Annotated in this window: 18 protein-coding genes and 1 pseudogene; 5 read left to right on the top strand and 14 right to left on the bottom strand. The window is 58.6% G+C overall.

What is annotated here, in order from left to right; translation table 11 throughout:
* Nucleotide 1: 1 nt before the first annotated feature.
* From DK391_RS31605 to DK391_RS31570, 8 genes are all read right to left on the bottom strand, one after another.
* Nucleotides 2-1021: an iron ABC transporter substrate-binding protein gene (locus tag DK391_RS31605; protein ID WP_109481942.1), complete on the bottom strand. Its 1020-nt coding sequence runs from the start codon at nt 1019-1021 to the stop codon at nt 2-4.
* A gap of 72 nt (nt 1022-1093) precedes the next feature.
* Nucleotides 1094-2386: an iron uptake transporter deferrochelatase/peroxidase subunit gene (gene efeB, locus DK391_RS31600; protein ID WP_109481941.1), complete on the bottom strand. Its 1293-nt coding sequence runs from the start codon at nt 2384-2386 to the stop codon at nt 1094-1096.
* Between the two features lie 84 nt (nt 2387-2470).
* Nucleotides 2471-3556, bottom strand: a complete 1086-nt coding sequence (locus DK391_RS31595; protein ID WP_109481940.1) for a hypothetical protein — start codon at nt 3554-3556, stop codon at nt 2471-2473.
* 153 nt (nt 3557-3709) lie between these two features.
* Nucleotides 3710-5188: a carbohydrate porin gene (locus tag DK391_RS31590; protein ID WP_109481939.1), complete on the bottom strand. Its 1479-nt coding sequence runs from the start codon at nt 5186-5188 to the stop codon at nt 3710-3712.
* A gap of 452 nt (nt 5189-5640) precedes the next feature.
* A complete protein-coding gene (locus tag DK391_RS31585; protein WP_109481938.1) occupies nt 5641-6594 on the bottom strand; it encodes a transporter in 954 nt (317 codons plus the stop codon).
* 113 nt (nt 6595-6707) lie between these two features.
* A complete protein-coding gene (locus tag DK391_RS31580) occupies nt 6708-8297 on the bottom strand; it encodes a hypothetical protein (protein ID WP_109481937.1) in 1590 nt (529 codons plus the stop codon).
* A 141-nt stretch (nt 8298-8438) separates the two neighbouring features.
* Nucleotides 8439-9044, bottom strand: coding sequence for a carbonic anhydrase (locus DK391_RS31575; protein WP_109481936.1), 606 nt, complete (start codon nt 9042-9044; stop codon nt 8439-8441).
* A gap of 108 nt (nt 9045-9152) precedes the next feature.
* Entirely contained in the window at nt 9153-10403 is a 1251-nt protein-coding gene (locus tag DK391_RS31570) for an IS701 family transposase (protein WP_109481935.1), read from the bottom strand.
* Between the two features lie 531 nt (nt 10404-10934).
* Here DK391_RS31570 and irlR point away from each other — a divergent pair.
* The 3 genes from irlR to DK391_RS31555 all read left to right on the top strand — a co-directional run bounded on the left by irlR (nt 10935) and on the right by DK391_RS31555 (nt 14883).
* Nucleotides 10935-11618 carry a heavy metal response regulator transcription factor IrlR gene (gene irlR, locus DK391_RS31565; protein ID WP_109481934.1) on the top strand — a complete coding sequence of 228 codons (684 nt, stop codon included), beginning with the start codon at nt 10935-10937 and terminating at the stop codon, nt 11616-11618.
* 395 nt (nt 11619-12013) lie between these two features.
* On the top strand, nt 12014-13438 hold the full coding sequence (locus DK391_RS31560; RefSeq protein ID WP_109481933.1) for a heavy metal sensor histidine kinase: 1425 nt from the start codon (nt 12014-12016) through the stop codon (nt 13436-13438).
* A gap of 284 nt (nt 13439-13722) precedes the next feature.
* Nucleotides 13723-14883 carry a porin gene (locus DK391_RS31555; RefSeq protein WP_109481932.1) on the top strand — a complete coding sequence of 387 codons (1161 nt, stop codon included), beginning with the start codon at nt 13723-13725 and terminating at the stop codon, nt 14881-14883.
* Between the two features lie 142 nt (nt 14884-15025).
* Here the strand turns inward: DK391_RS31555 and DK391_RS31550 are convergent, their stop codons facing one another.
* Nucleotides 15026-15778 carry a MipA/OmpV family protein gene (locus DK391_RS31550; protein ID WP_109481931.1) on the bottom strand — a complete coding sequence of 251 codons (753 nt, stop codon included), beginning with the start codon at nt 15776-15778 and terminating at the stop codon, nt 15026-15028.
* 180 nt (nt 15779-15958) lie between these two features.
* A complete protein-coding gene (locus tag DK391_RS31545) occupies nt 15959-16402 on the bottom strand; it encodes a copper chaperone PCu(A)C (RefSeq protein ID WP_239483001.1) in 444 nt (147 codons plus the stop codon).
* 246 nt (nt 16403-16648) lie between these two features.
* Here DK391_RS31545 and DK391_RS31540 point away from each other — a divergent pair, with 246 nt between their 5' ends.
* Both DK391_RS31540 and DK391_RS31535 read left to right on the top strand, forming a co-directional pair.
* Nucleotides 16649-17260 carry a hypothetical protein gene (locus tag DK391_RS31540; protein WP_109481929.1) on the top strand — a complete coding sequence of 204 codons (612 nt, stop codon included), beginning with the start codon at nt 16649-16651 and terminating at the stop codon, nt 17258-17260.
* A 26-nt stretch (nt 17261-17286) separates the two neighbouring features.
* Nucleotides 17287-18705: a heavy metal sensor histidine kinase gene (locus DK391_RS31535; protein WP_109481928.1), complete on the top strand. Its 1419-nt coding sequence runs from the start codon at nt 17287-17289 to the stop codon at nt 18703-18705.
* 19 nt (nt 18706-18724) lie between these two features.
* Here DK391_RS31535 and DK391_RS31530 read toward each other — a convergent pair whose 3' ends face one another.
* The 4 genes and pseudogenes from DK391_RS31530 to DK391_RS45040 form a co-directional block, all read right to left on the bottom strand.
* A complete protein-coding gene (locus DK391_RS31530; RefSeq protein WP_109481927.1) occupies nt 18725-19867 on the bottom strand; it encodes a substrate-binding domain-containing protein in 1143 nt (380 codons plus the stop codon).
* Between the two features lie 117 nt (nt 19868-19984).
* On the bottom strand, nt 19985-20983 hold the full coding sequence (locus tag DK391_RS31525; RefSeq protein ID WP_109481926.1) for an ABC transporter permease: 999 nt from the start codon (nt 20981-20983) through the stop codon (nt 19985-19987).
* Nucleotides 20980-22575: a sugar ABC transporter ATP-binding protein gene (locus DK391_RS31520; protein WP_109481925.1), complete on the bottom strand. Its 1596-nt coding sequence runs from the start codon at nt 22573-22575 to the stop codon at nt 20980-20982. The genes DK391_RS31525 and DK391_RS31520 overlap by 4 nt, the downstream gene beginning before the upstream one ends.
* A gap of 132 nt (nt 22576-22707) precedes the next feature.
* Nucleotides 22708-22930, bottom strand: a pseudogene (locus DK391_RS45040) (hypothetical protein); the annotation flags it as partial.

The following is a 22930-nucleotide window of genomic DNA, read 5'->3' as shown; positions in this document are numbered from 1 at the left end:
TTTACAGCAGACCCGCCTGGCGCAGCAGCTTGCCCGCCTGGCTATCGTCGCCGAGTTGTTCGAGCGTGAGGGAAGGCGGCTGCAATTCGCTGAACGGCTTGAGCAACGGATCGGGTGCCACGCCGGCATGCAGCGGATATTCGTAGCTGACATGGCTGTTGGCCATCAGCGTCTGCGCACGTTCGCTGACGAGATACTTCAGGAACTGCTGTGCGCCGTCGCTGTTGTGCGCAGTCTTCATGATGGCTGCGCCCGATACGTTCACGAGTCCGCCAAGGTCGCCATTGGTGTAGTGATAGATCGCGCTGCGGGTGGACTTGTCGCCGAGTTGCGTGTGAAGACGCGCCCAGTAATAGTTGTTGATCACACCCGTCACCACGCCGCCGCGATTCACGGCGGCCACGACGCCTTCATCGTCGTCGAAGATCTGCGCGTTCGTCTTGAGTCCCTTGAGCCATTGCAGCGTTTGCGCTTCGCCCTTCAACGCGAGCACGGCGCTCACCAGCGGCAGGAAGTCCGCGTCGCTGGGGGCGATGCCGACCTTGCCTTTCCATTCGGGTTTCGCGAGATCGAAGATCGATGTGGGCAATTGCGAGGGCTGGATCTTGGCCGTGTTGTAGGCAAGCACGCTCTCGCGGGCGGTAACGCCGACCCACTGTCCCGATGGCGAGTTGAAGCGGTTCGGAATGATGCCGAGCGTGGTGGGATCGACCTTGCTCAACAGGCCTTTTTCTTCGAGCAGCATCAACTCGGGCGAGTTCTCGGTGAAGTAGACATCGGCAGGCGAGGCCGACCCTTCCGCGACGAGTTGGGCGGCCAGCGCCGGACCTTCGCCGTTGCGGATCTTCACTGAAATGCCCGTCTCTTTCTCGAAGTCTTTCGCGAGCATGTTCATGACCTGCTCGTGCTGCGCGCTGTACACCGTGATCGATGCGGCATGCGCGGCCGTCGCGGCGACGGACAGCGACAGCGCAATCACGCGCGCAGCGTGACGCATTGCTCCAGACCAGGAACGGTTCATGAGTTCAACCTCTTCTTCTTGACGTTATTGAATGGCCGCAGGGGCGCGTGTTGCGCCGGCCTGCGGTATTTCTTATGTTTCGAATAGTCCTGCCCCGATATACGAACCTTCGCGCGCGCCCGGCGGCACGGCGAAAACCGCGCTGCCGATATGCGTCGTGAACTGGTTCATCATGTCGAACTTCGAGAGCTTCTCGTTGATCGGAATGAAGCCCGTGCGCGGGTCGGCCTGATGCGCGATAAAGATGAGGCCCGCGTCATATTCGGTTTCCTGGCGCCACGGCGGCCAGCGCTCGATATAGAAATTCGTGCCGTCGTTGTACGAATACGAACGACGCAGAATCTGCGCACCCGCATTGTTCGCCTGATTCGAAAGCCGTACATGCGAGTTATCAGGAATGACGGGGTTGCCGTCCTTGTCCTCGGCCTTGAGGTCGACGGCATCGAATTCGTTTTTCTGGCCGATGGGCGCGCCGCTGTATTTGTGCCGTCCGAACACCTGTTCCTGGAAGCCGAGCTCCATCTGGTCCCAGTGTTCGAGCGTGATGCGGATACGGCGCACGACGGTGTAGGTGCCGCCTTGCATCCACGGCGCGTCGGCGGCACTGGCCCAGACGAACTGATTCATCAGCGGCGGTTTCGCCGTCGAAGGATTGTTGGTGCCGTCCTTGAAGCCCATCAGGTTGCGCGGCGTCTGGCCTTTCGGACCGGACAGGAAGCCCGCCTGGCCCCAACGCATCGCGATCGCGCCATAACCCATGCGCGCGAGTTGCCGCACGGCATGGAACGCGACCTGTGCGTCGTTCGCGCAGGCCTGCACGAACAGATCACCGCCCGTTTTCTCGGTGACCAGCTGATCGCCGTTGAAGCGCGGCAGATCGACGAGTGCGGCGGGGCGTTTGCTCGCCAGGCCATAGCGGTCCTTGCCGTCGTGCGACGTGAAAAGACCCGGACCAAAGCCGAACGTGAGCGTGAGCGACGATGCGCCGAGGCCGAGCACATCGGCGGAATCGGCGGCGGGCTTGTCGTCGGCCGTTTCGAGCGAGCCGGCCGTGTGGCCTTGCGTCATGCGCGCGGCGGCTTGCGTCCATTCGCGCAGCAGGGCGATGACTTCTTCGCGCTTGTCGGTTTTCAGATCGAAAGCGGCGACGTACGAGTGACTCTGCTGCGGCGTCACGATGCCCGCCTGATGCGCGCCGTAGAACGGCTCGATCTGGCGTTGCACGTCGTCGGCATGGGTGCGCGTCAGCGCGGCATGCGCCGCGCCCGAAGTCGCGAGTCCGGCGCCCGCCGCAACGGCGGCGCCGCCTGCTTTCAGAAAGCCGCGCCGACCTGGGCGCGACGGTGGAGACTGATCGTTTGTCATGATGCTGCCTCTTGCTGCTTGCGTGTTCTGTTGCGTGTATTGCCTGTTGCCTGGATGCCTGGCGTGCAGTGCATTGCTACGGTGTCACTTCGCGAGCACCAGCGTATTCACATCATCCTGCACATAGTAGAAGCCATCGCCTTCCGGTGTCATCGCGATGCCGAACAGGTCGCCATTGCCGGGCGGCGTCTGCGCCTTGTCGGTGTCGATCCAGCGCGCGTACAACTGCTTGCCCGACTCGGGAATGATCTCCACTACCTGTCCATTTAGCGCGTTCGTCACCAGCAGGTGGCCGTTGGGCGCCGTCACCATGGCGAGCGGGCGATGCAGCAGGCCGTCGGCCGTGAGTTGCCGTCCGACGCCTGCACTCGTATCGCGCGTTATCGGTTCGTCGATCACGTTGACGCGATTGCCGATTGCGTCCGATACGTACAACACCTTCTGATCCGCCGACAACGCCAGCCCCGTCGGTCCGACGAGGAACACGCCCTTGTCGGCCTGCGCGCCGAAGCCGCTGCCCACGATCGTTTCTTTCTTCACGACGGGCGGCTTGCCTTGAGGAATGTCGAGGTCGAGCCGCAGAACGGTTGCCTGCTTGAACACGGGCGGATCGCCGTCTGCACCGCCCACGCCGAAGCCCGCCATGCTGATGAACAGTGTCGCACTCGTGCCGTTATCGACGACGGCCATGTTGCCCCACGGGTCGTTGATATTGGGGCTGGAGATCGTCGAGGTGATTTTGCCCTGAGAGTCGAGCACGATCAGACAGCCTGCGCCTTTGGTGCCCGTGGTGCCATCATTGCTGGGCGTGCTGCCGACGATCACCCAGCCGGATTTGAGCATGGTCATTGCAGTCGACAGGCCGACGCCGCCGGGGCACTCCTTCAGATCGCGCGGAATCTTGGCGAACAGCGTCATCTGCTTCGTGTCGGGATGATAGTCGACGATGGTGCTGCCCGTGCCTTGCAGATTGGCCGCGTTGTTGAAGTTGTCGACCAGTACGTCGCCCTGTTTGACCACGCCCGCCGAGACCGGCGCAACGACGATGGCGTACGGGTTCTGATCGCCGTTATCGGGCACGGTGTTGATCAGTGTCGTGTTGTGATGCAACGTCTCGAGAAAGCCTTGCGGTTCGGCCTGCGCGCTGCACGTAACGAGTAGCGCCAGCATGCCTGCTACGCAAGCGGCCTTGCCGCGCAGGTGCCTGGCAAGCTCGCGCGACCGTCCCGCCTTCCCTGTATTCGTATTTGCGCTTACAACCTGTTTTGCCGTCATGATGGGATTGCTTCAATAAGGTCGAAAGATGTTCTGCGAGACCGGCGCTCAGAACGTGATGTTGGTGCGTACGCCCACGACGAAGGTGTTTCGCAGCGGCGCGGTCGGATCGTTGGGATTCTGGCCCGCGCCCGCATTGAACGTGTACTGCGCGTCGGCCTGCAATTGCCACCAGGGCGTGACCTGATAGATGTAAGTCGCTTCCAGTGCTGTTTCGCTGGTGCGCACGCCGTACGGCCCGCCGGTGAAATCACGGAAGTCCTGATCGAGATCGTGCACGTGATTGCCGACCTTGATGTAGGTGGCGGCGAGGCCGACGCTGTCATTGTCGCGGCCCTTGAACGGCGCTTTCATGACCACGCCGAAGTTCGCCGCGAAGCTGACGAGATTGCGATCGCCCGGCGCGCCCATCAGGCGTGCGAACACGCCTACGCTGCGCGGTTCATCGGGGTCGGGGCGCCATACCATCTGGTCCGCGACTGCATAGATGCTGTAGTCGCCGTGATGCGATTGCGGAATGCCCGTCGATGCAGGATTGGCCAGCGACAGCCCGGTATTGTCGAAGCGTTGATCGTCGAAACGATTGTTGTTGTACCAGACACCGATCTTGTATGTGCCCGGCAACTTGTTGCTGTCCGCGCCGACCATCTCGCCGTCGGCAGGTTGGTTGATCGCGTACTGCAACTCGCCGATCCACAACGCACCGCTATGCAGATTGAAGTTGGTGCCGTGAATGTTATCGGGGTTGTTGCCGAGCGGATCGCCCGAATACACGCCGGCCAATGCCGTCAGGGAAGGCGTGATCTGTCCGCGCACGCGCACGCCCAGCGCCGACAGCGGATACGCCGGGCCGCCCGACGGCATGTCGTACGACGGCAGGGCAGGCCAGCCGAACATCGTATTGATGAAGGTCGCCGCGTAGGTGCTGGTGATGAATTCCTGATCGATACTCTGCTGGCCGATCTTGATGTCGACGCGCTTGTCGAGGAACGACTGCTGGTACCACATTTCCCACAGACGCGTCGTCGCTTCCGCTTCAATACCGCTCGCCGTATTCAGCGTGCCGAGACGGTCCGCGCTCAGGTTGCGGCCGTGAATCTGCAGCGCACTGATATTGAACAGGCCGCCGGGCAGGCCGAATGCCTTTTGCGTATCGACCTGAACCGTTGCCGTTGTCAGGCCGTCGTAATCGCCGCCCTTTGAAAGTCCGCCGCGAAGATTGGCGAGATATTCACTCGTCTCCGTCAACTGGAAACTAATACCGTATTTGCCGAGCCACGGACGCAGTCCGCCGATATCGCCGAGCATCGTCGAGCGCGTCCAGAAACCCGTCCACTGGCCTTCCGGCTTGGCCTGGATATTCAGGTCCGCCTCGGGCGCCTCGGGGATCGCATCGGGATTGGTTTCAGCATGAGCGGTTGTCATGGCGAAGAGCGACATACTCGCAAGTGCCGTCGCCATCGTGATCCTGCGCAGCGGCACCGCCAGCGCAGACGAGCGCGCGGCCATTGATCGGACGATTCTCATCGAGAGATTTCCTTTAGTTGTTCTATAAATCGACGCGTAAGGTTCACGCAGATGCGAAACGAGTGTGACCACGCGAGAGTGACGTCCCGTTCGAGAGATATTAGGGAGATGGAACCCTAACGTCAATATTAATGAGAACGATTGTCATTTGATTTCCAATCGCTGATATTCTGATTACGCGTTGCTTACGGATAACTGCTGCTAACCGACACTGAGAAAGGAAATCAGGGTTGAGAGTTGAAGCGAGCGTTTAATAGTGAGTTCTTACGGCGCCGAAAGCGTGAATAGATGAATGCTTTCTTTATTGTTCTTTTCGCTTTCAGGTGCGTATTGGGAGGAGGGGTGCTGCGTGGCACTTGTGGCCATGCTGACGATACGTGAGGCTTCACGCACTGGATGACATCATCGCGGAGACGGTTCGACGCTCCGCTTGAATACGCTAATAGGGACGTTTATTCGAAGGTAGCACTCAACGACAACTGCACTGCATTTCCACCTGGCCGTGCATGTGAGGCGAATTCGTTGACCCACCGCAGATTGGCTGAAACCGGTGTTGTTCCGATTTTTCCAGCCCAGCCAACCATCGGGCCCGCGCCGACGGAATAGCCCTTTGCGCCGTCGAGCAGATCGGCAGTCGGACCGGTGTCATTGCCGAGTTGCTGAATCCACCCGCCGACGATGCCTGCGCTCCAGCCGCTTTTAAAACGCTTGAGCGCCAATACGTCGAGTACGCTGACAGGCGCGTTGTGATAGTTCGTGTCGCCATTGGTGGTGTAGAACTCGACGCCGTAATTCACCGTGAGTTCTATACCGTGTTTTGGGAAAAGCTTCGTGTAGGCAATGTTTGGCGTGAAAGTCCAGGTGTTCTGGCCGGCATTGGCAAGGCGGTTGGGATTGTAGGCACCCGTCGGCGCGTAGATTTGCAGGCTGAACGCGGTGAAGTCGGTTGGCGAGAGGCGATATCCGGCGATCACGGGCGCGAAGAACATATCGGCAAACTGGGTGCCGTGATCGGGACGCAGAAGACCGTTGAATGAAGACGCATTCGAGTACTGCACGGGTACACCTATGGAAGATGCGAAGTTCCATCCTCCCAGTGTGACACCCCATGTCTTCACAAGATTGGCGATTGTGTAGATCACCTGGTAATTCAGGCCCGCAGTGACTTCATCGCCTGTCGATATTCTTTTACTCGCACTGAGCGAGCCGTCGTAATAGATGGTTGCCCACGACACGATCCACTCATCGGTATTGGGAACGATGCCGGCGTATGGGGTCACTTGTTGCCCGGTGATAGGGCGGCCCACGCCCGTCTCTGTTGCCGACGACTTTTGAGGCAGGCAAGCCACACAGGATGTCAGCAGCAGACTATTGGAAATGCGTCGAATCAGTCGACTTTTTTTCATGGCGTTTGTCTCACGAGTCTGCCTGTGTCTTGTCGAATGACTCACCGTGCGAACGGGCGCTCGGCCCGTCGCAACAAGTGATCATTCGATGGAGAGATGCGAGTTGGTCGCTATCAGGTCTTCGCGGGATGCTTTAGTGGCACGCGAATCGGACCGCCCACACTGTTGAAGATGAGGTCGCCATTCGGTGCGTACTGAATGATTGCGTAAGCGCCGTTGCCGAGATTGCCTTTGCCGAATTCGACTCGGTGCACAGTTTTGCCTGTATTCCAGTCGAGACCCGTCAATTCCCAGCCGCTGTTCTGGTAATAGCCATTCACGAAAACGATGCCCGAAGCAGAACTCACACTCGGCACCATGCTGACCGAAATGACGTCGCCTCTGGCCCACACGGAATGCCAGCGATGTGCGTTGGGATCCCACTCGAAGCGCTCGGCGCCATGACCCGGCCGATTGACAGGTCCAAGCGCGAGTACATCGACGAGTTTGTCTTTCTCGCCCGACTCCGAAATGTTATTGACCACGAAAGCGCCGTAGCCGCTCACCACGACCGACTGTTCGCTCTGAACGAACTTGGGCAATGGCTTGAGTCCCGCTGTCACGGCGATCTGGCCCGCGATGCGATTCGACATGGCGCCCGCCGGTGCTTTCCAGCCTGCCGGAATCTCGTCGCGCCAGAAGGCGACGAGATGCATCTGATTTGCGCCATCCGTGATCACGACCAGCTTGTCCTGATCCTTGCCTGACCCCATGAGTGTCGGCGTGGAGCCTGTGCCGTTGCCGAGCTTGATAGTGGGAGGTTCATCGCCGGTTTCGTACGGCGATGACCATGCGCCGTCGGCGGGATCGTCGGAGAGCTTTTTGCCTGTCCAGACCAGCTTGTGCATCAACTTGTTCGACGCGATATAGATGCCGTTCCGATCGTCGATGGCAAACGAATTGGTGACGACTTCTCCGGGCGCGAGACGCAGGGTTTGCGGTACGCCTTCCAGTGAGCGGTCAAGCACGCTCACGGTGAAATTCGAGGCCACCACGAGTTTTCCATCATAGGTAATGCCCGTACCGACGAGGCGCGCGTCCGGGCCGATTACTGGACGCATGTCGATCGTCTTGATGACCTTGATGCCGGCAGACGGGTTCTTTTCGTCGACCAGGCCGAATTTCGTCAGTGAGCCATCAGCGGTGTTGTAGTACACGTGGTTGTTTTTATCCGCGACGGAATAGACGCCATTGACTGCGCGCGTCCAGTCCAGACCGTAGATGTCGGTCACCGCTTTTTGCACCTGCGCTGCACTAGTGAAGTTCTGACCCAGTACTTTGTCGTGCAACTGCGCGGAGATCACCTTCTGACCCGGCGCGGTCATGCGGGCAACCTCCCTGAATCCACCATTCGATACGTCGATATAGGTGACGCCTTCACTCGATACGCCCCACATATAGGACGGCGATGTGGAAGCCAGCGTCATGATGTTGACGGGACCGGCGACGATCCGCTTTTCGTGCTTGAGATCGACCTTGAACGTGCCGCGAGGAACGGGGTAGGGAAAGGAGTCGCTCTGCGACGGATCGAAATGGGTAATGGCGTACTTTTCTGCTGCGAGATATGAATTGCGATCGGGATTGCTCGGCATATCCTGCGCGAGGAGTGTGAATGCAGGGATGAGCGTCGCAATACCGACCAACAAACGGAAACGCTTTGACATTAACTGTCCTTTTATTCGAAGAATTCTGATCGTCCAGCTAGATGGAAAAATGATCTCTTTCTAAATGATCAAATGAGAGTGCTCCCAGGTCATGATGAAAAATTGCCGATGTGACATCTGGCTGCATCGCTCTGGTCGAAATCAGGCAACGTTCTCCAGATGATGCTCGTCGGAGGTGAGAACCTTGATGCGGCCGTCATGGACTCTGAAGATCCAGCCGTGGATGGCAGGCTGATACGACGCATTTCGCACGATCGGATGCGAGCGGATGGCATCGACCTGTTCGATGACGTTGAGTTCGGCGAGCCGGTTGGCCTGCTCGTCGCCCGTCCGGTAGCGGCTCAACTCCCGGCCGTGTTCGATAGCGAGCGCGGAAATCGGCGAGATGCGCCGTGCGACATGAGGCAAACCAGACGGCGCGAGCAACGCGGCCTTTACACCGTCGCACCCGTAGTGGCCGCAGACAATGATGTCGTCTACTTTCAGGAACTGGATCGCATACTCGAGTACGCTGGTGGAGCTGTCGTCGGAACCCGAAACGAGATTGGCGATGTTGCGGTAAACGAAGAGATCGCCGGGCGCGCGTTTCGTGATGATCTCTGCAGGTACCCGGCTGTCCGAACAACCTATCCACAATACTTTCGGATCTTGTCCGCGACGCAGACCGTCGAAGAGTGCGGGGTTGTTCATGGTCGATTCAATCGACCATGCCACGTTGCCAAGTAGCATGTGTTTGGTTTGTTTCATTGGGTGCTCCGATTAGATGTCGCTTTCCACCGGGGGGCTGTCAGCGATTACGGATAAAAGATTCCGCACTGACGCGGACGGGTAAATGAACCGGCAATTCGAATTCGTTCATGCGCCCGGCTCCGGGCAGATCGAGTACGTGCGGGATGTCATATCGCGCTCGCGCACCAGCCGTTCGGCGAGATGGAAACCATACGAAGCGGTGCAGAGCGTCGCGTGATGATGAAAGCCGCGCCAGCCCCGGCCGGAATAATGATCAAGGCCGAAGTCCTGCCGGAGTTCCTCGTGGTCCCGATCGGTGCGCCAGTGGTAATGCGCTGCCGCCACCAGTTCGCTGATGGGCGTTTCTTCCGGCATCGTCGATAGCCAGTAACGGGTAGGTTCGGGTTCGCCCACTGGCCACTGCAGCAACAGCCATTGCATAGGCTGCAGGCGTGCCCAGCATGCTGAACTGTCTGCGTAGCGCACGCGCACTGCACCGAAACGGCTGCTTCTCAGGTTGCCCGGCCCTTCACGCCAACTGACGGTATGCAGAGCATGCGCAGCCAGTTCGAGCGCCAATGCTCTGACCGTGACAGGGCGGTGCTCGGCTGTGCGCCATGTCTGCGTGGATAGCCGCGCGACATCCCTGTATCCGCCTGTTGACGGCGAGTCGGCGGCTTGACGCCAGACATGCGCCTGCGCCGTGATGCCCAGTACATAGGGCAATTCAAGGTCCATCAAACCTTGCCTGAAATCGGGATCCATGCCGTAGCCGGTATCGGCGAGCACGGGGCGGCGCGGCGTGCCCGATGCAATCAGTCTTTCGATCTGTTGAAGCGCGAGCTGCGGCCTCGTTGCAAATTGCACGTCATTGGGAACACCGGCCTTGCTACGCCGGATTGGATCCTCGATCCATGCATGCGGCAGAAAGAGTCGCCAGCTGACGGGCAGACTGGCGCTATCGCAGGCAAGCGACACGCTCACGGCAATCTGGCATTTTTCGTATCTGTCGAAGCGGGCGTGACTTTGCCTCGCGACGCCGACGGGCTGTGTGCCGCGCTTCGCGAACGCGGTGCAGCCGACGACCCACCATCCGTTTCGCGACAAGCCGGCCATTTGCGGCGTGACCCATCGCGCGACGAGACCTAGCAATACTTCATCTGACCAGGGAGCTCTCGCCACGAAATGATGGAGTGCCTGGCGGGTCGCTGTAGCGCGAGCAGGGTGAAGATTGGCGGCAATCGCATTGGTGCTTTTTCGCTCCAAAGGTTGCATCAAACCCGTGCAATATTCTCGCAGACCTGAGACATGATGTTTGTGTCTCAGTCCCTGAGAAAGATGTTCGAGGTAGTCATCAAACCGTTCACATGTTCTCATTGCATTGAAGCCGCTTCATTAGGCATTGCGTGGTTCAATCACGTCCGCGAAAAGCGCACGGATAGACGTGGATATGTGCAAGGGAAGTGCTGCAGCAGGATGCCGGCGTGCCTCCGCTTTTCGTCAGGAACGAACACGCTTCTCGCGGTTCGATACGCTTAGCGTGGCATTCGGGCGCTGCGTCTCAGTGAGGCGAAGATGACAAGGTCGTCATCTTTGATATGGCGCAAAAACAATTCGATTGGATTGTTATCACGCACGCGCGACGTAAGATGCGAAAAGCGCAAGATGACGAAAATCTCATCCAGGCGTCATGAGCGTGATTCGATGAAGGCGTAGCATGGCGCTCCGCCACGCGCAGTTCGCGTCATGCTGCTTCGCGTAATGACATCACTGGATCGGGCTTCGAATACGGCTGAACGGAAACGGCTTCGCGCTCCTGCTGTGAGCAGACTGCTGTTTCTTTTGCCGACGGATGTGTGTGACCCAATGCCAAAAGCATTGCAAGAGGATCGATTGAGGTAACTGGTGATGCGTATTCTGATCGTCGAAGACGAGCACAAAACGGGCTTGTATCTGCGCAAGGGCCTGACGGAGGCGGGCTATGTTGCGGACTGGGTAGAAGATGGTATCTCGGGGCAACATCAGGCCGAGACGGAGCATTATGATCTGCTCATCATCGACGTCATGTTGCCGCGGCAAGACGGCTGGACGTTGCTGCAGAATCTCAGGAGAAGCAAGTCGACGCCGGTTCTGTTTCTCACGGCCAGAGACGACGTTGGCGATCGTATTCGCGGGCTGGAACTCGGTGCCGACGACTACCTTTCCAAACCATTCGACTTTGTCGAGCTCACGGCCCGCGTGCGCTCGATACTGCGTCGCACGCGGCCGCAAGATTCGAATACGTTACGCGTGTCGGATCTCGAACTCGACCTGACGCGCCGCAAGGCCACGCGTCAGGGCAAGGTCATTCTTTTGACGGCAAAAGAGTTTGCACTGTTGTGGCTGTTGATGCGACGTCAAGGCGAAATCCTGCCGCGCGCGATCATTGCATCGCAAGTGTGGGATATGAATTTCAACAGCGATACCAACGTCGTCGATTCGGCCATTCGGCGTTTGCGCTCAAAGCTGGATGATGCGTTCGAGCCGAAGCTGATACACACCGTTAGAGGCATGGGCTACGTTCTGGAAGTGCGAAAGCGCGAGTACGATTGAATGCAGCGCTACCCGCGTTCGATGCTTATTGCGTTCGATTCATCATGCGTAGCGACTAGACATCCTGAATTCCTTGCGTTTGCGCAAATTTGTCCCTTTTGCCGGCGGGCTTAACCGCGTGGCCGTCGGGTGAGCGGTGCTATTCTCCCGGCCACAGCGTACGCGATTCGGAGAGCCGGACTGTACTAGCCGTGGCATCGGTGCCATGTTTAAACGGTTGAGAATGCTTGTTCGCCGCTGAAAAAACCTTCAACACGCACATGTCGGGGACGTGAGATTCTGAGGTGGAGTGGCATGCGCATTCTGCAAACAGGACACGGGCGTAGCGCCGCGAGTCCATTGCGCCGAGACACGCAGTACTCGCATTGCGTCGTGATGGCGAGCGGCAGCTAGCCATGCTTCATCATTTGCTCGGTACATTGCGACTCAGGCTCACGGCACTGGTCGTGCTATGCGCATCGGTGGCACTTTCGATCAGCGGACTCGCAGTCTATGAAGCGATGATGAGCCGCGTGGAAAGCTATGCGGCAGATCAGATGACTGACGCAATGTCATCTATTGAAGCGCGCCTGTCTGAACTGAACTCGACAGTCGGGATCAACCGTGATCCGGATGCCTGGACCGTACATTTGCAGGGTCACGAGTACATGGCGCTTGGCATCTTCGACATGACCGGTAAGGTTCTTGCGGTAACACCGGGATTTCGCGACTATTCGCCGCTCCACGATGTGCAAACGCGCCACAATCCAGTGAGCTTATCCACGCCGACCAGCGCCCTACGCTATCTCGTGGCTGTGCTGCCTTTGCATGGTCGCGACGCGGTGGCCGTTCGCGTCGCCATTCAATACGATACGAGCGAAGAGCGGGCGCTGATCAGATCGAATGTTGAGATCATTGCCGTGACCGAGATGGTGGGCGTACTGCTTGCGGCAATGTCCGCGTACGGCGCGACGATGTTCGGTCTAAGTCCTCTGAGCCGTCTTGTCGTGCGGATCGAGCAGATGTCGATCAGCCGGCTCGGACAACCGCTACCACAACTCGCCAGCTCGGGAGAACTGCTGGAACTCGGACACGCATTTAACAGCATGCTGGCGCGTCTGGACGAGTCGTTCACGCGCCTGAACGAGTTTTCTTCGAATCTCGCTCATGATTTGCGTACGCCGCTTACGAACCTGCGTGCTGCCGCTCAGGTTGCGCTTGCGCAGTCGCGTGCTGCGCCCGAGTATCGCGAGGTCATTGAATCGAGCATCGACGAATACGAGCGCCTGTCGCGCATGATCGACGACATGCTCTTCCTCGCACGTGCAGAACGCTCAGAGCTGGCGTTGGCAATGCAGACATTCGACACGGCGGATGAAGCGAACCGCGTGGCCGGTTTCTACGAATCACTGATGCAAGAATCAGACATGGTGATCAATGTTCGGGGACAGGGTGTCATCCATGCAGATCTGATCTTGTATCAGCGTGCGCTGAGCAATCTGCTGGCTAATGCAATCGCCCACTCGCCGCGCCATTCGACTATCGACATTGAATGCATCGAGGAACCAGGTGCGGTTCTGGTTCTACTATCGGATAACGGGCCCGGCATTGCTGCAGTTCATATAGAGCATATTTTCGAGCGCTTTTACCGCGTCGAATCCACCCGGAATGATGCCTTGGTGCGTGGGGCAGGAATCGGGCTGGCTATTGTGAAATCGATCATGGATATGCACGACGGAAAATGCGGCGTAGTCAGCGATGCCGAGACCGGCACGACATTCTGGTTGCGGTTTGTGCACAAGGCACACTCCGGCAGTGCAAGAGCGAAGCGCAGCTTGTGACACTATTGCCGCGTGTCTTTCAAATTGCCACGTTGTGATTGCGATACAAAAGTACTGCCGAGTATTCCATGAAAAATATCATCATGAGTTCTTCAGCTTAGAAGAAACAAAGAGTTAGGCGTTTTGGTCACGAACGGATTTCTAACGATCACATATATTGTTGTGCCACATTAAAACGAACATGCTTCGAATTGGGAATACTCGCTGATCTGACTCGTCAGATCACGGGCCGCGGTTGCTGCATCAGCGGTCGTGAGATTTCCATGTACCCAGGAGTTTGAAGCATGAAAAGAAATATCATTTGCGCTTGCGCAATCGGCGTCTTCGCCATGAGCGCTCACGCGCAAAGCAGCGTCACCCTTTATGGATCAATCGACGCCGGGCTTACCTATGCGAATAACGTCGGCGGGAAGAGCGTCTGGCAGCAGGGAAGTGGAAACCTGTCGGACAACTACTTCGGCTTGCGCGGCGGTGAAGATCTTGGCGGCGGCCTGAAGGCAATCTTCACGTTGGAAAGCGGCTTCAATCTGAACAACGGTGGCTTTAGCGAAGACGGCGACATGTTCAACCGCCAGGCTTTCGTCGGTCTGAAAAGCGCCCAGTATGGTGCTCTGACGTTTGGTCGCCAGTACGATTCGACCTCTGAATATCTTGGACCTCTGTCGGCAGCAGGCGCGGGATTTGGCAACAACCTGGCTGGTCATCCGTTCGATAACGACAATCTCGCGCAGACGTACTCGACCAAAAATGCCGTCAAGTACACCAGCCCGAACTACGCGGGCATGGAATTCGGCGGCATGTATGGCTTCAGCAACGACGCGAATGGCTTCACAAACGGCCGCGCGTGGAGCCTGGGTGCGAAATACGGTGCTGGTCCGCTGACCGTCGCCGCGGGCTATACGCAGTCGAACAATTCGGGCGGCCTCGGCGCAGCAAACAGTGCGGCGTCGGCCAGTCAGAATATTTCTGCCAAAGTACAGCGCACGTATGGTCTGGGCGCCAGTTACGCATTCGGTCCCGCTCAGGTCGGACTGGTGTGGACACACTCGCAGATCGACGGACTTGCCAGCCTGTCGAGCGGCGGTGCGGAATTGGCAGGCTTGACGGGCATGAACCTGCATCTCGACAACTATGAGATCAACGGTGCCTATAACGTGACGCCGGCGATGGCAATCGTCGGCTCGTATACGTTCACCGATGGCACGGTGACGGGCACGAGTGCCAACAATTCGCCGAAGTGGCATACCTTCGTGCTCGGCACCGACTATATGCTGAGCAAGCGCACGGATGTGTACGTGGCGGGCGTGTACCAGCACGCTTCCGGCTCACTCGGCTATAACGCGGACGGCAGTAGCGTGCAGAACGTTGCATCCATCAACATGCTGTCGCCGTCTTCGACCACCAACCAGGTCGCAGCGACGATCGGTCTGCGTCACCGCTTCTAATCGATAGCGCATCGGGCAGACCGCGCACCATGTTGTCTGCCCAATTCGATCTCCGCAGCAGAAGATGGCAAAACGGGGCGGCCCTGAAAAGGAACCGCCCCGTTGAGTGCTTCTGCAGCCGTCGACAACTGCAAAGGCTGGATTAAAAGTGGTACGCCACGCCGACTGATCCAAATACGGCGGCCTTGTGTTCGACGACAGGGCTATCCGCTGCGTCGCCGACCAGACTGGACACACCGAGAACGGCCGCCGTGCTCCAGTGCGGATTGAGTTGATGTGTCCACGTGACGCTGGCGTCGACTCCCTTGATACCCGCCGAGGGAGAATACGCCGGAAGTCTCGACTGGCTTGCAACCGACTCCTGTTCGCTAACGCCGAAATAGGTATTCATATAGTCTTCGTTGCCGAACGTTGCACCCACCGCAAGATGAACCGTGTTCTTCGGCGTGGCCAAGGCGGTATAGCCACCGGAGAGGCGGACTTTCAGGCCATATCCGCTGTGTGTTGCCTGCAACGCATTGAGCGACGCTTTCCATTTGCCGTGACGCCAGTCGACAAATGCACCGAGGCGCGCCGTATTGGAGATGTCATCGGTTCCGGCAAGGCGGGGCGAATCGTCGGCATCGCGCCCGAAGTCGAACTGTGCAATCAAGCCCATCGAAACGCCGGCGCCGATGGGATAGCGCACGCCTGCGGACAGACCGGAGACAAATAGAAGGCCATTGTCATAGGCGAACATAGGCAATGGCATGACGCGGTACGACGCCGAGCCATCGTATTTCGGCATGACATTCACTTGTGCGCCAAGAGAGGCTTCTGCCGCACTGGCGGATAGGGATGGGGCTGCGACGGCCGCGCCAATGGCTAGCGCGGCTGCGATGTGACGATATCGCATGCGGGGTTCCTTGAGAGATTGACGGTGATAGAGAGGGGGCTTCGAGATGCGGGACGGGGCCGGGCGTGATTGCCAGATTTCGAAGAGGGTGGTTCGCGGATTTCAGTGCAAAGCGCGATCAAGATGAATCGGTATGCTAAATAAAACAGAAAAGAAAAGATGAATCGATATAGCTCAAGCTTATTTGCCGGTTTTCTTGATCGCGCATCGGGCGACGATCTTCTCACCGTCGCTGAAGTGAAAATTGACGAAAACGGTCGAGTCATTGTCGAGCGGTTTCTCTGCATTCTCGAACATGACGTGATAACCATTCGGCGCAAACGAAAGCGTGCTCCTGCCGGGTACGCTCACCTTGTCGAGCATGACCATCTTCTTGACGTCGTTATCGGTTTGAGTCTGATGCAGCATCGCCGAACCGAATGCCGTGGTATCGACGCCGACGAGATCGACAGATTGGTCAGTTCGGTTATGAAGTCCAAAGTACCCGGCAGAGGGTGTATTGCCCGGCATGGATCGTATCCAGCAACCGTCAACCGTCATTGCACTTTGAGTATCGGAGAGTGCGGTCAATGGTGTGATCGATAGCGATAAAACTATCGCTGTATATAAAGCGGATTTGTGCATCGACTGATCTCCAGATCGAAAGTGAAAGCCATGTGTGGCCACGATCTCGCAGCCAGTTGATTTTCACTCTACCGTCGTTTTTCGCGAGAGACAGTCCGTATTGGTCATTTCCAGATTTTTAATTTGCACAATAGGACGTGCAATTTATGTTGAATCAAAGAATTGATTCTTTGCGTAAAGTTGATCTCGACGATCATGGTACAAAAGCCATTCAGAGAGTCCGTCTGAAACAGGAGAATACGGATAATGAAAGCACTGAATCTGGCAATGGCACTTATCGTGAGCGCAGGTGTTGCATCATTGGCGGGCGCGCAAAGCGTTCAACCCGCCTCGGCGCTGCAGTCCCAATCTGCGCTATCGAAGAAAGTACAGGCGCTGGTCGCCAACGCACCGAATGTAGTGATCGAGGCGAAGATCACCCATATCGATCGCACCACGCGCATCGTGACACTGCGCGGACCCAAGGGTAACGTCATGGACCTCGCGATGGGCAAGCAGGTCGACAATTTCGACACGCTTCAGGTTGGCGATCTCGTCGAAGTGCTTTATAAGAACGCGCTGCTCGTGTCTGCCGAAAAGGTCGCGGGAAACAACGGGATCCGCGAGCGCGTCGATTCCAGCGTGTACCAGTCCACCTCTTCAGGATATAGCGCTGCACGCGAAATCGAAGTTCATGCGACTGTGCTGGCAATCAACGCGAAGAAGCGCGAGTTGAAGCTGCGCGGCGCATATGACACGGTGACGCTGGGCGTCGGCCCCGACATCGATCTCGCAACGCTCAAGGTTGGCGACATGGTGCAGGCGGTATTCGTGTCGGCCTATGCGACCAAGGTGACACCCGTCAAGCCCGCTCATTAGGCATCGGACATGCCGTTACGAAAGCCATGAGCATTCGTTTTTTCCCGCGCACGCTCGGTGCGAGACTCACCGTCCTGATCTTTCTCTCCACCACGGTCATCCTGACGCTCAGCGGTGCGGCGTTGTACGAAGCACTGCGCAACCGCATGGCGGCGTCGGCTCAGGGGCACATGGAGAGTACGCTGGATGCACTGACGGCGGATCTCGCGAGCGTGCGTACAAAGAACGACATCGTAAGTCATCCACATGTCTGGCTCGATCAGATGGAGGGGCATCAGAACATGGACATGGCTATCTACGATATGCGGGGTAACGAGCTTCTCAGCACGGATGGATTCGAGCCGCTTGCAGCGCTGCGCGATTTGCCGCCAGGTGAACTGCGTATCGCTTTCGATCGCCGTGGCGCGAGGTTTCGGTATCTCGCCGTCGTGAAGCGGCTGGAGGGAGAGGGCGCCTGCGCCGTGCGTGTCGTGGTTCAGTACGACAAGTCGGCCAACAAGGCGTCACTGCGCGCGCATGCATGGACGATTGCGCTCATCGAGATCGTGGGCGTCGCAATCGCCGCTGCCTGTGCCTATGCGATCGCCATGTTTGGCCTGAGTTCGCTGCGGAGCTTTGTTTCGTACGCCGAGCACATGTCGTCGAGCCGTCTTGCACATCCCGTATCGGGGTTCGGTACATCGGGCGAATTGAAAGATCTCGAAAGCGCCTTTAACGGAATGCTAGAAAGACTGAACGATTCGTTCACGCGTCTCAGCGAGTTCTCTTCGAACATTGCGCATGATATGCGTACGCCGCTCACGAACCTTCAGGCGGCGGCACAAGTGGCGCTTTCACAGCCACGCAAGGCGGAAGAGTACCGCGACGTCATCGAGTCGAGTGTGGACGAGTACCGGCGTCTTTCCGGCATGATCGAAGACATGCTGTTTCTTGCGCGATCCGAAAGGGCGCATGCATTCGTGAAGGTTCGCTGGCTCGACGCCGTGAGCGAAGCGGAACGTGTCGCGGGATACTACGAGCCCATGGCATCGGACGCAGGCGTCACCATCGCGTTGCGCGGGCGCGCCCATGTGCTCGCCGATCTGCTGCTCTACCAGCGCGCGTTGAGTAACCTGCTTTCCAATGCACTGGCACATGCGCCTCGCGGTTCGACGATTGTCGTGAACTGCGTCGAAACGGGCGATGTGTCGGAAATATCCGTCGCGGATAGTGGTGCGGGCATCGACGAAAAACATATCGAGCGCATATTCGTGCGGTTTTACCGCGTCGATCCATCGCGGCGCAGCCCTGCATCTGGAACGGGGTTGGGACTGGCGATCGTGAAATCGATCATGGAAAGCCATGGAGGCCAATGCGGCGTGGAAAGCCAGCCAGGCATACGTACGCGTTTCTGGCTTCGCTTTCCACGCTGTCGCGCCAGTGCGGGTTGCACCGGCGGACCTTAGATGTCAGGCTTTGTCTGCGTCAGCCGCAAGCAGGCGCTGCCTTCTTGCACGCATCGGCGAGTTGCGGCGGCGGATCTTTCTTGAATACCGTCTTATACGATTCGAGCACGTTCGACTGCACGACGGGCAGCGATTGCACGCCAATCCACGCAGGCGGCGTCTGACCGATCAATGCCTTCATCATCGCCATGGCTTCGGCCACGCCCTGATCGTACGGACGCTGCGAACCGGTTGCCTTGAGCGGACCACCCTTGGCGATTTCGATTGCCGATTCGAGTCCGAGATCGACCGTCGTCATCGGCGTGTTGACGCCTTGTGCGCGCATCGACGTCAAGGTGTCGAGTGCGGGTTGATCCCACACGGCGAACACGCCCTTCACGTCAGGATTCGCGGTGAGGAAGTCGCCCGCAATCTGACCGACCTTCGACGGGTCCGTGAACGCAACCTGCTTGATCTTGATGTCGGGACGGTTCTTCTTCAGCCAGTCGTTGACGGCCTTGGTGCGCTCCGTCGTGCTGAAGTAATCGACGCCGAAGTTCACGAGACCGACCGTGCCGCCTTTCGGCACGCATGAGGCGAGTACTTTCGCCGCGATCTGCCCGTTGCCTTCGCTATCGGCGGACACCATCGCCGCGTATTGCTCAGGATGCTTGAGTCCCGTCGGCACGTTGTCCATGAACACCAGCTTGATGCCCGCCTGCGAGACTTTCTTGTAGGTCGCAGCCGTCGCCGTGCCATCGACAGGAATCGAAATGATGCCGTCGGGATGGCGCTGGATCGTGTTCTCGATGTCGGCAATCTGCTTGTCGACCTGATACTCGGCCGATGCCGTACCGATCACTTCCACGCCGTATTTCTTCAGCGTGTCGGTGATACCTGCTACCTGAAGCTGCGACCAGTCGAGGTTCATCGTCTGCATCGAAATGCCGACCTTGAACTTGCCCGCCTTGACTTTCGCGGCTTCGGCGTCCGTCAGCCTGACGGCATCGACGGACGCCGCCTTTTCGCCATTCGGCCCTTGCCCGACGATGCCCGTCGGTCCAATCGACTTCACCGGCAGGCTCGTGCATGCCTGCGCAAATGCCTGCGAACAGCACATGGCCAGCGCAGTTGCCGCCACGACACTCGCCAGCTTCGCTGCTGATCCACGACGATCGTTCATGTTTTCCTCCGTTGGTCGTGATGTACTGCGTCTCCTGCTGTTTTTGGACTTGCTCTCTGTGGTCTGGCGCGCATCGTCGCATGCGTGTCAGACCGGATGACTGTCACCGCGCGAGCTTCATTTGCGGGTGAATGCGACTGCCGCGACGATAATGACGCCCTTGATGACGAGTTGCAGCGACGAACTCACGCCGAGCAGCACGAGGCCGTTATTCAGCGTGCCGATGATCAGACTGCCGAGCAACGTGCCCAGAATGAAGCCACGTCCGCCAAAGAGACTACAGCCGCCCAGCGTGACGGATGCGATCACGTCGAGTTCCATGCCTTGCACGACATCGGGCCGCGCCGCATGGGAACGCGCGGACAGCACCAGCGCAGCGAGTCCCGCGAGCACGCCCGTCAGCACGAATGCGAGCGTCGTCACGCGGCGAATGTTGATGCCGGAGTAGAGCGCGGCAGTCGGGTTGCCGCCCGCCGCGTAAATCTGCCGGCCGAACACGCTGTAGTGCAGCAGCAGAATCCCGCCGATCACGGCCAGCAAAGTCCAGAGAATCGGCACGGGCACACCTGCAATATCGCCTTCGCCGAAGATGGCGATGAAGTGATCATTGGTGATGATCTCGGGGCGTGTGGTCGTGACCATCAGCGCGAGGCCACGCGCTGCACTCAGCGTGCCTAGCGTGACGAGGAACGACGGAATGTTCAGGCGCGTCGTAACGAAGCCATTGATCGCGCCGACAATCGCGCCCGTGCCGATGCCCGCAATCGCGCCGACAATCCAGCTATCGGCGATATGCGACATCGCCAGTGCCGCCGACATGCCCGACAGCGCGAGCGCCGAACCCACGGACAGATCGATCTGCCGTGAAATGATCACGAAGGTCATGCCGATCGCGACAATCGACACGAGTGCCGTCTGCCGGCCGATATTGAGGAAGTTGTCGATCGACAGGAACCACGGCGACGCGAGACTGAATACCACGAGCAGAATCGCGAACGCGATGTACAGCATGTACGGGCGGTCGCCTTGCAGCAGACGCTTTGCGATGCGCCATGCACGCCCATGACGCAGGGCGGCCTGTTGTTCGGCGGGCAAGGGCGAAACAGACTCGTTCATGTTGCAAGCTCTTCGGTGGGCCGGGTAAGTTGAATGAGATGGTGCAATTCTTCGGCAGTGCGGATCTCCGCGCGCTCGACAGTTCGCACGATCGAGCCATCGACCACGATGGAAATGCGGTCGCACAGCCGCAACAGTTCGTCGAGATCCGACGACACCACGACGACGCCCGTGCCCGCGTGTACCGCATCGCGCACCACGCCGTAGATCTCTTCGCGCGCGCCGACATCGACACCGACAGTCGGCTCATCGAGCAGCAGTACTTTCGGGCGCGGGTGATTCCATTTGGCGAACACGACCTTCTGCTGATTGCCACCGGAGAGAAACTTCACCTGCGTGGACGCGTCGGTCGCTTTGACAGAAAGCTGCTTCATCGCCGCGCGTGCCTGCAGTGCGGCGGCTTGTGCGCGCAACCAGCCGCCGCGCGAAAACTGCGGCAGGCGCGGCAAGGTCAGGTTGCGTTCGATCGAATGATCGAGCACGAGACCTTGCAGATGCCGGTCTTCCGGCACGAGTGCGACGCCATGGCGAATCGCATCGGCGGGGCGGCGCACGGCAAGCGGCGCGCCATCGAGTTGAATTGCACCGCCTTGCACGGGCAGCAGGCCGAAGATCGTTTGCAGGATTTCCGTGCGGCCGCTGCCGATCAGGCCCGCGAGGCCATGCACTTCGCCCTTGAGGACATCGAAGTTCACGCGATGCAGGCGCGCGTTGCTCACACTCGAGAGCTTCAACACGGGGGTATCGAGTGCGCTTGCGCTTTGAGCGGCGGGCGCTGACTCACTCGCCGTGCCCGTGGACGTTTCCTGCCGTGCCTGCATGGCAGCATGACGCGGGCCGACGATTGCCGCCACCAGTTGCTTCATATCGGTTTCGGCGGTGGCGAACTGGCCGGCGTTCGCGCCGTCGCGAAACACGGTGACGCGCTGCGAAATGCGGAACACTTCGTTGAGACGGTGCGTCACGTAGATCACACCGACGCCGCGCGCCGTCACCGTGCGGATCGCGTCGAAGAGAATCTGTTCTTCGCCGCCCGTGAGCGCGGAGGTCGGTTCGTCGAGGATCAGCACGCGCACGTCGCCCATTAGCGCCTTGCAGATTTCCGTCATCTGACGGTAGGCGAACGGCAGCGAATCGACGGGTGCGCGGGGATCGAGGGGAATATTGTGTTCGCGCAGGAACGCGCTGACTTGCGCCATCAGTTCGCGCTTTTTGACGAAGCCAAGGCTGGTGCGCGGCTCGCGTCCGAGCATCAGATTGGCGCCGACCGACAGCGACTCGACGAGGCTCAGATCCTGATAGACGACGGCGACACCGGCTTCGCGCGACTTTGCCGGCGATTCGAACGCGACCTTCTGGCCGGCGATTTCGATAGAGCCTTCGTCATACGCGTGAACGCCGCTCAGAATCTTGATGAGAGTGGATTTGCCCGCGCCGTTCTCGCCGAGCAGCGCGTGGACTTCGCCTGGCAGCACCTCCAGATTTACGCCGCGCAGCGCCTGTACGCCACCGAATCTCTTGGTGACGCCAGCAACACGGATCAATGGCGCGCGGGGCGATGAAGCGGCCGCGACGGCAACCGGCTCATTCATCCTGCTGTCTCCTTCGTCGGTATGACGAATTCTTATGTTTCGCGACTATGTCGCTGTCTGTTTTGTGATCTTCGCATCATGGTTATGGTGCGTCAATAACATTTCACCCTGATCGGATTGGTAGTCTGGGTTTTATTTGGGATGATTGTAGCGGGAATTGTTAGGATCGTATCGGTTTTTGTTGATGGGGTGGGGTGATGTTCGCGGTTTGTTGATGGTTTGCTTTTGCTTTTGCTTTTGCTGGCATCCGCGTTTTCGTGTCGGTCTGCATGCGTTGCCCCTGTGCGGGGCAGCACCTACTTTTCTTTGCCGCGGCAAAGAAAAGTAGGCAAAAGAAAGCCGCTGAACACCACCC

Source organism: Paraburkholderia sp. C35 (genome assembly GCF_003121405.1).
Lineage (GTDB): Bacteria > Pseudomonadota > Gammaproteobacteria > Burkholderiales > Burkholderiaceae > Paraburkholderia.
Note: the sequence above shows the minus strand (reverse complement) of the source record. Positions and strands in the feature narration are given on the sequence as shown.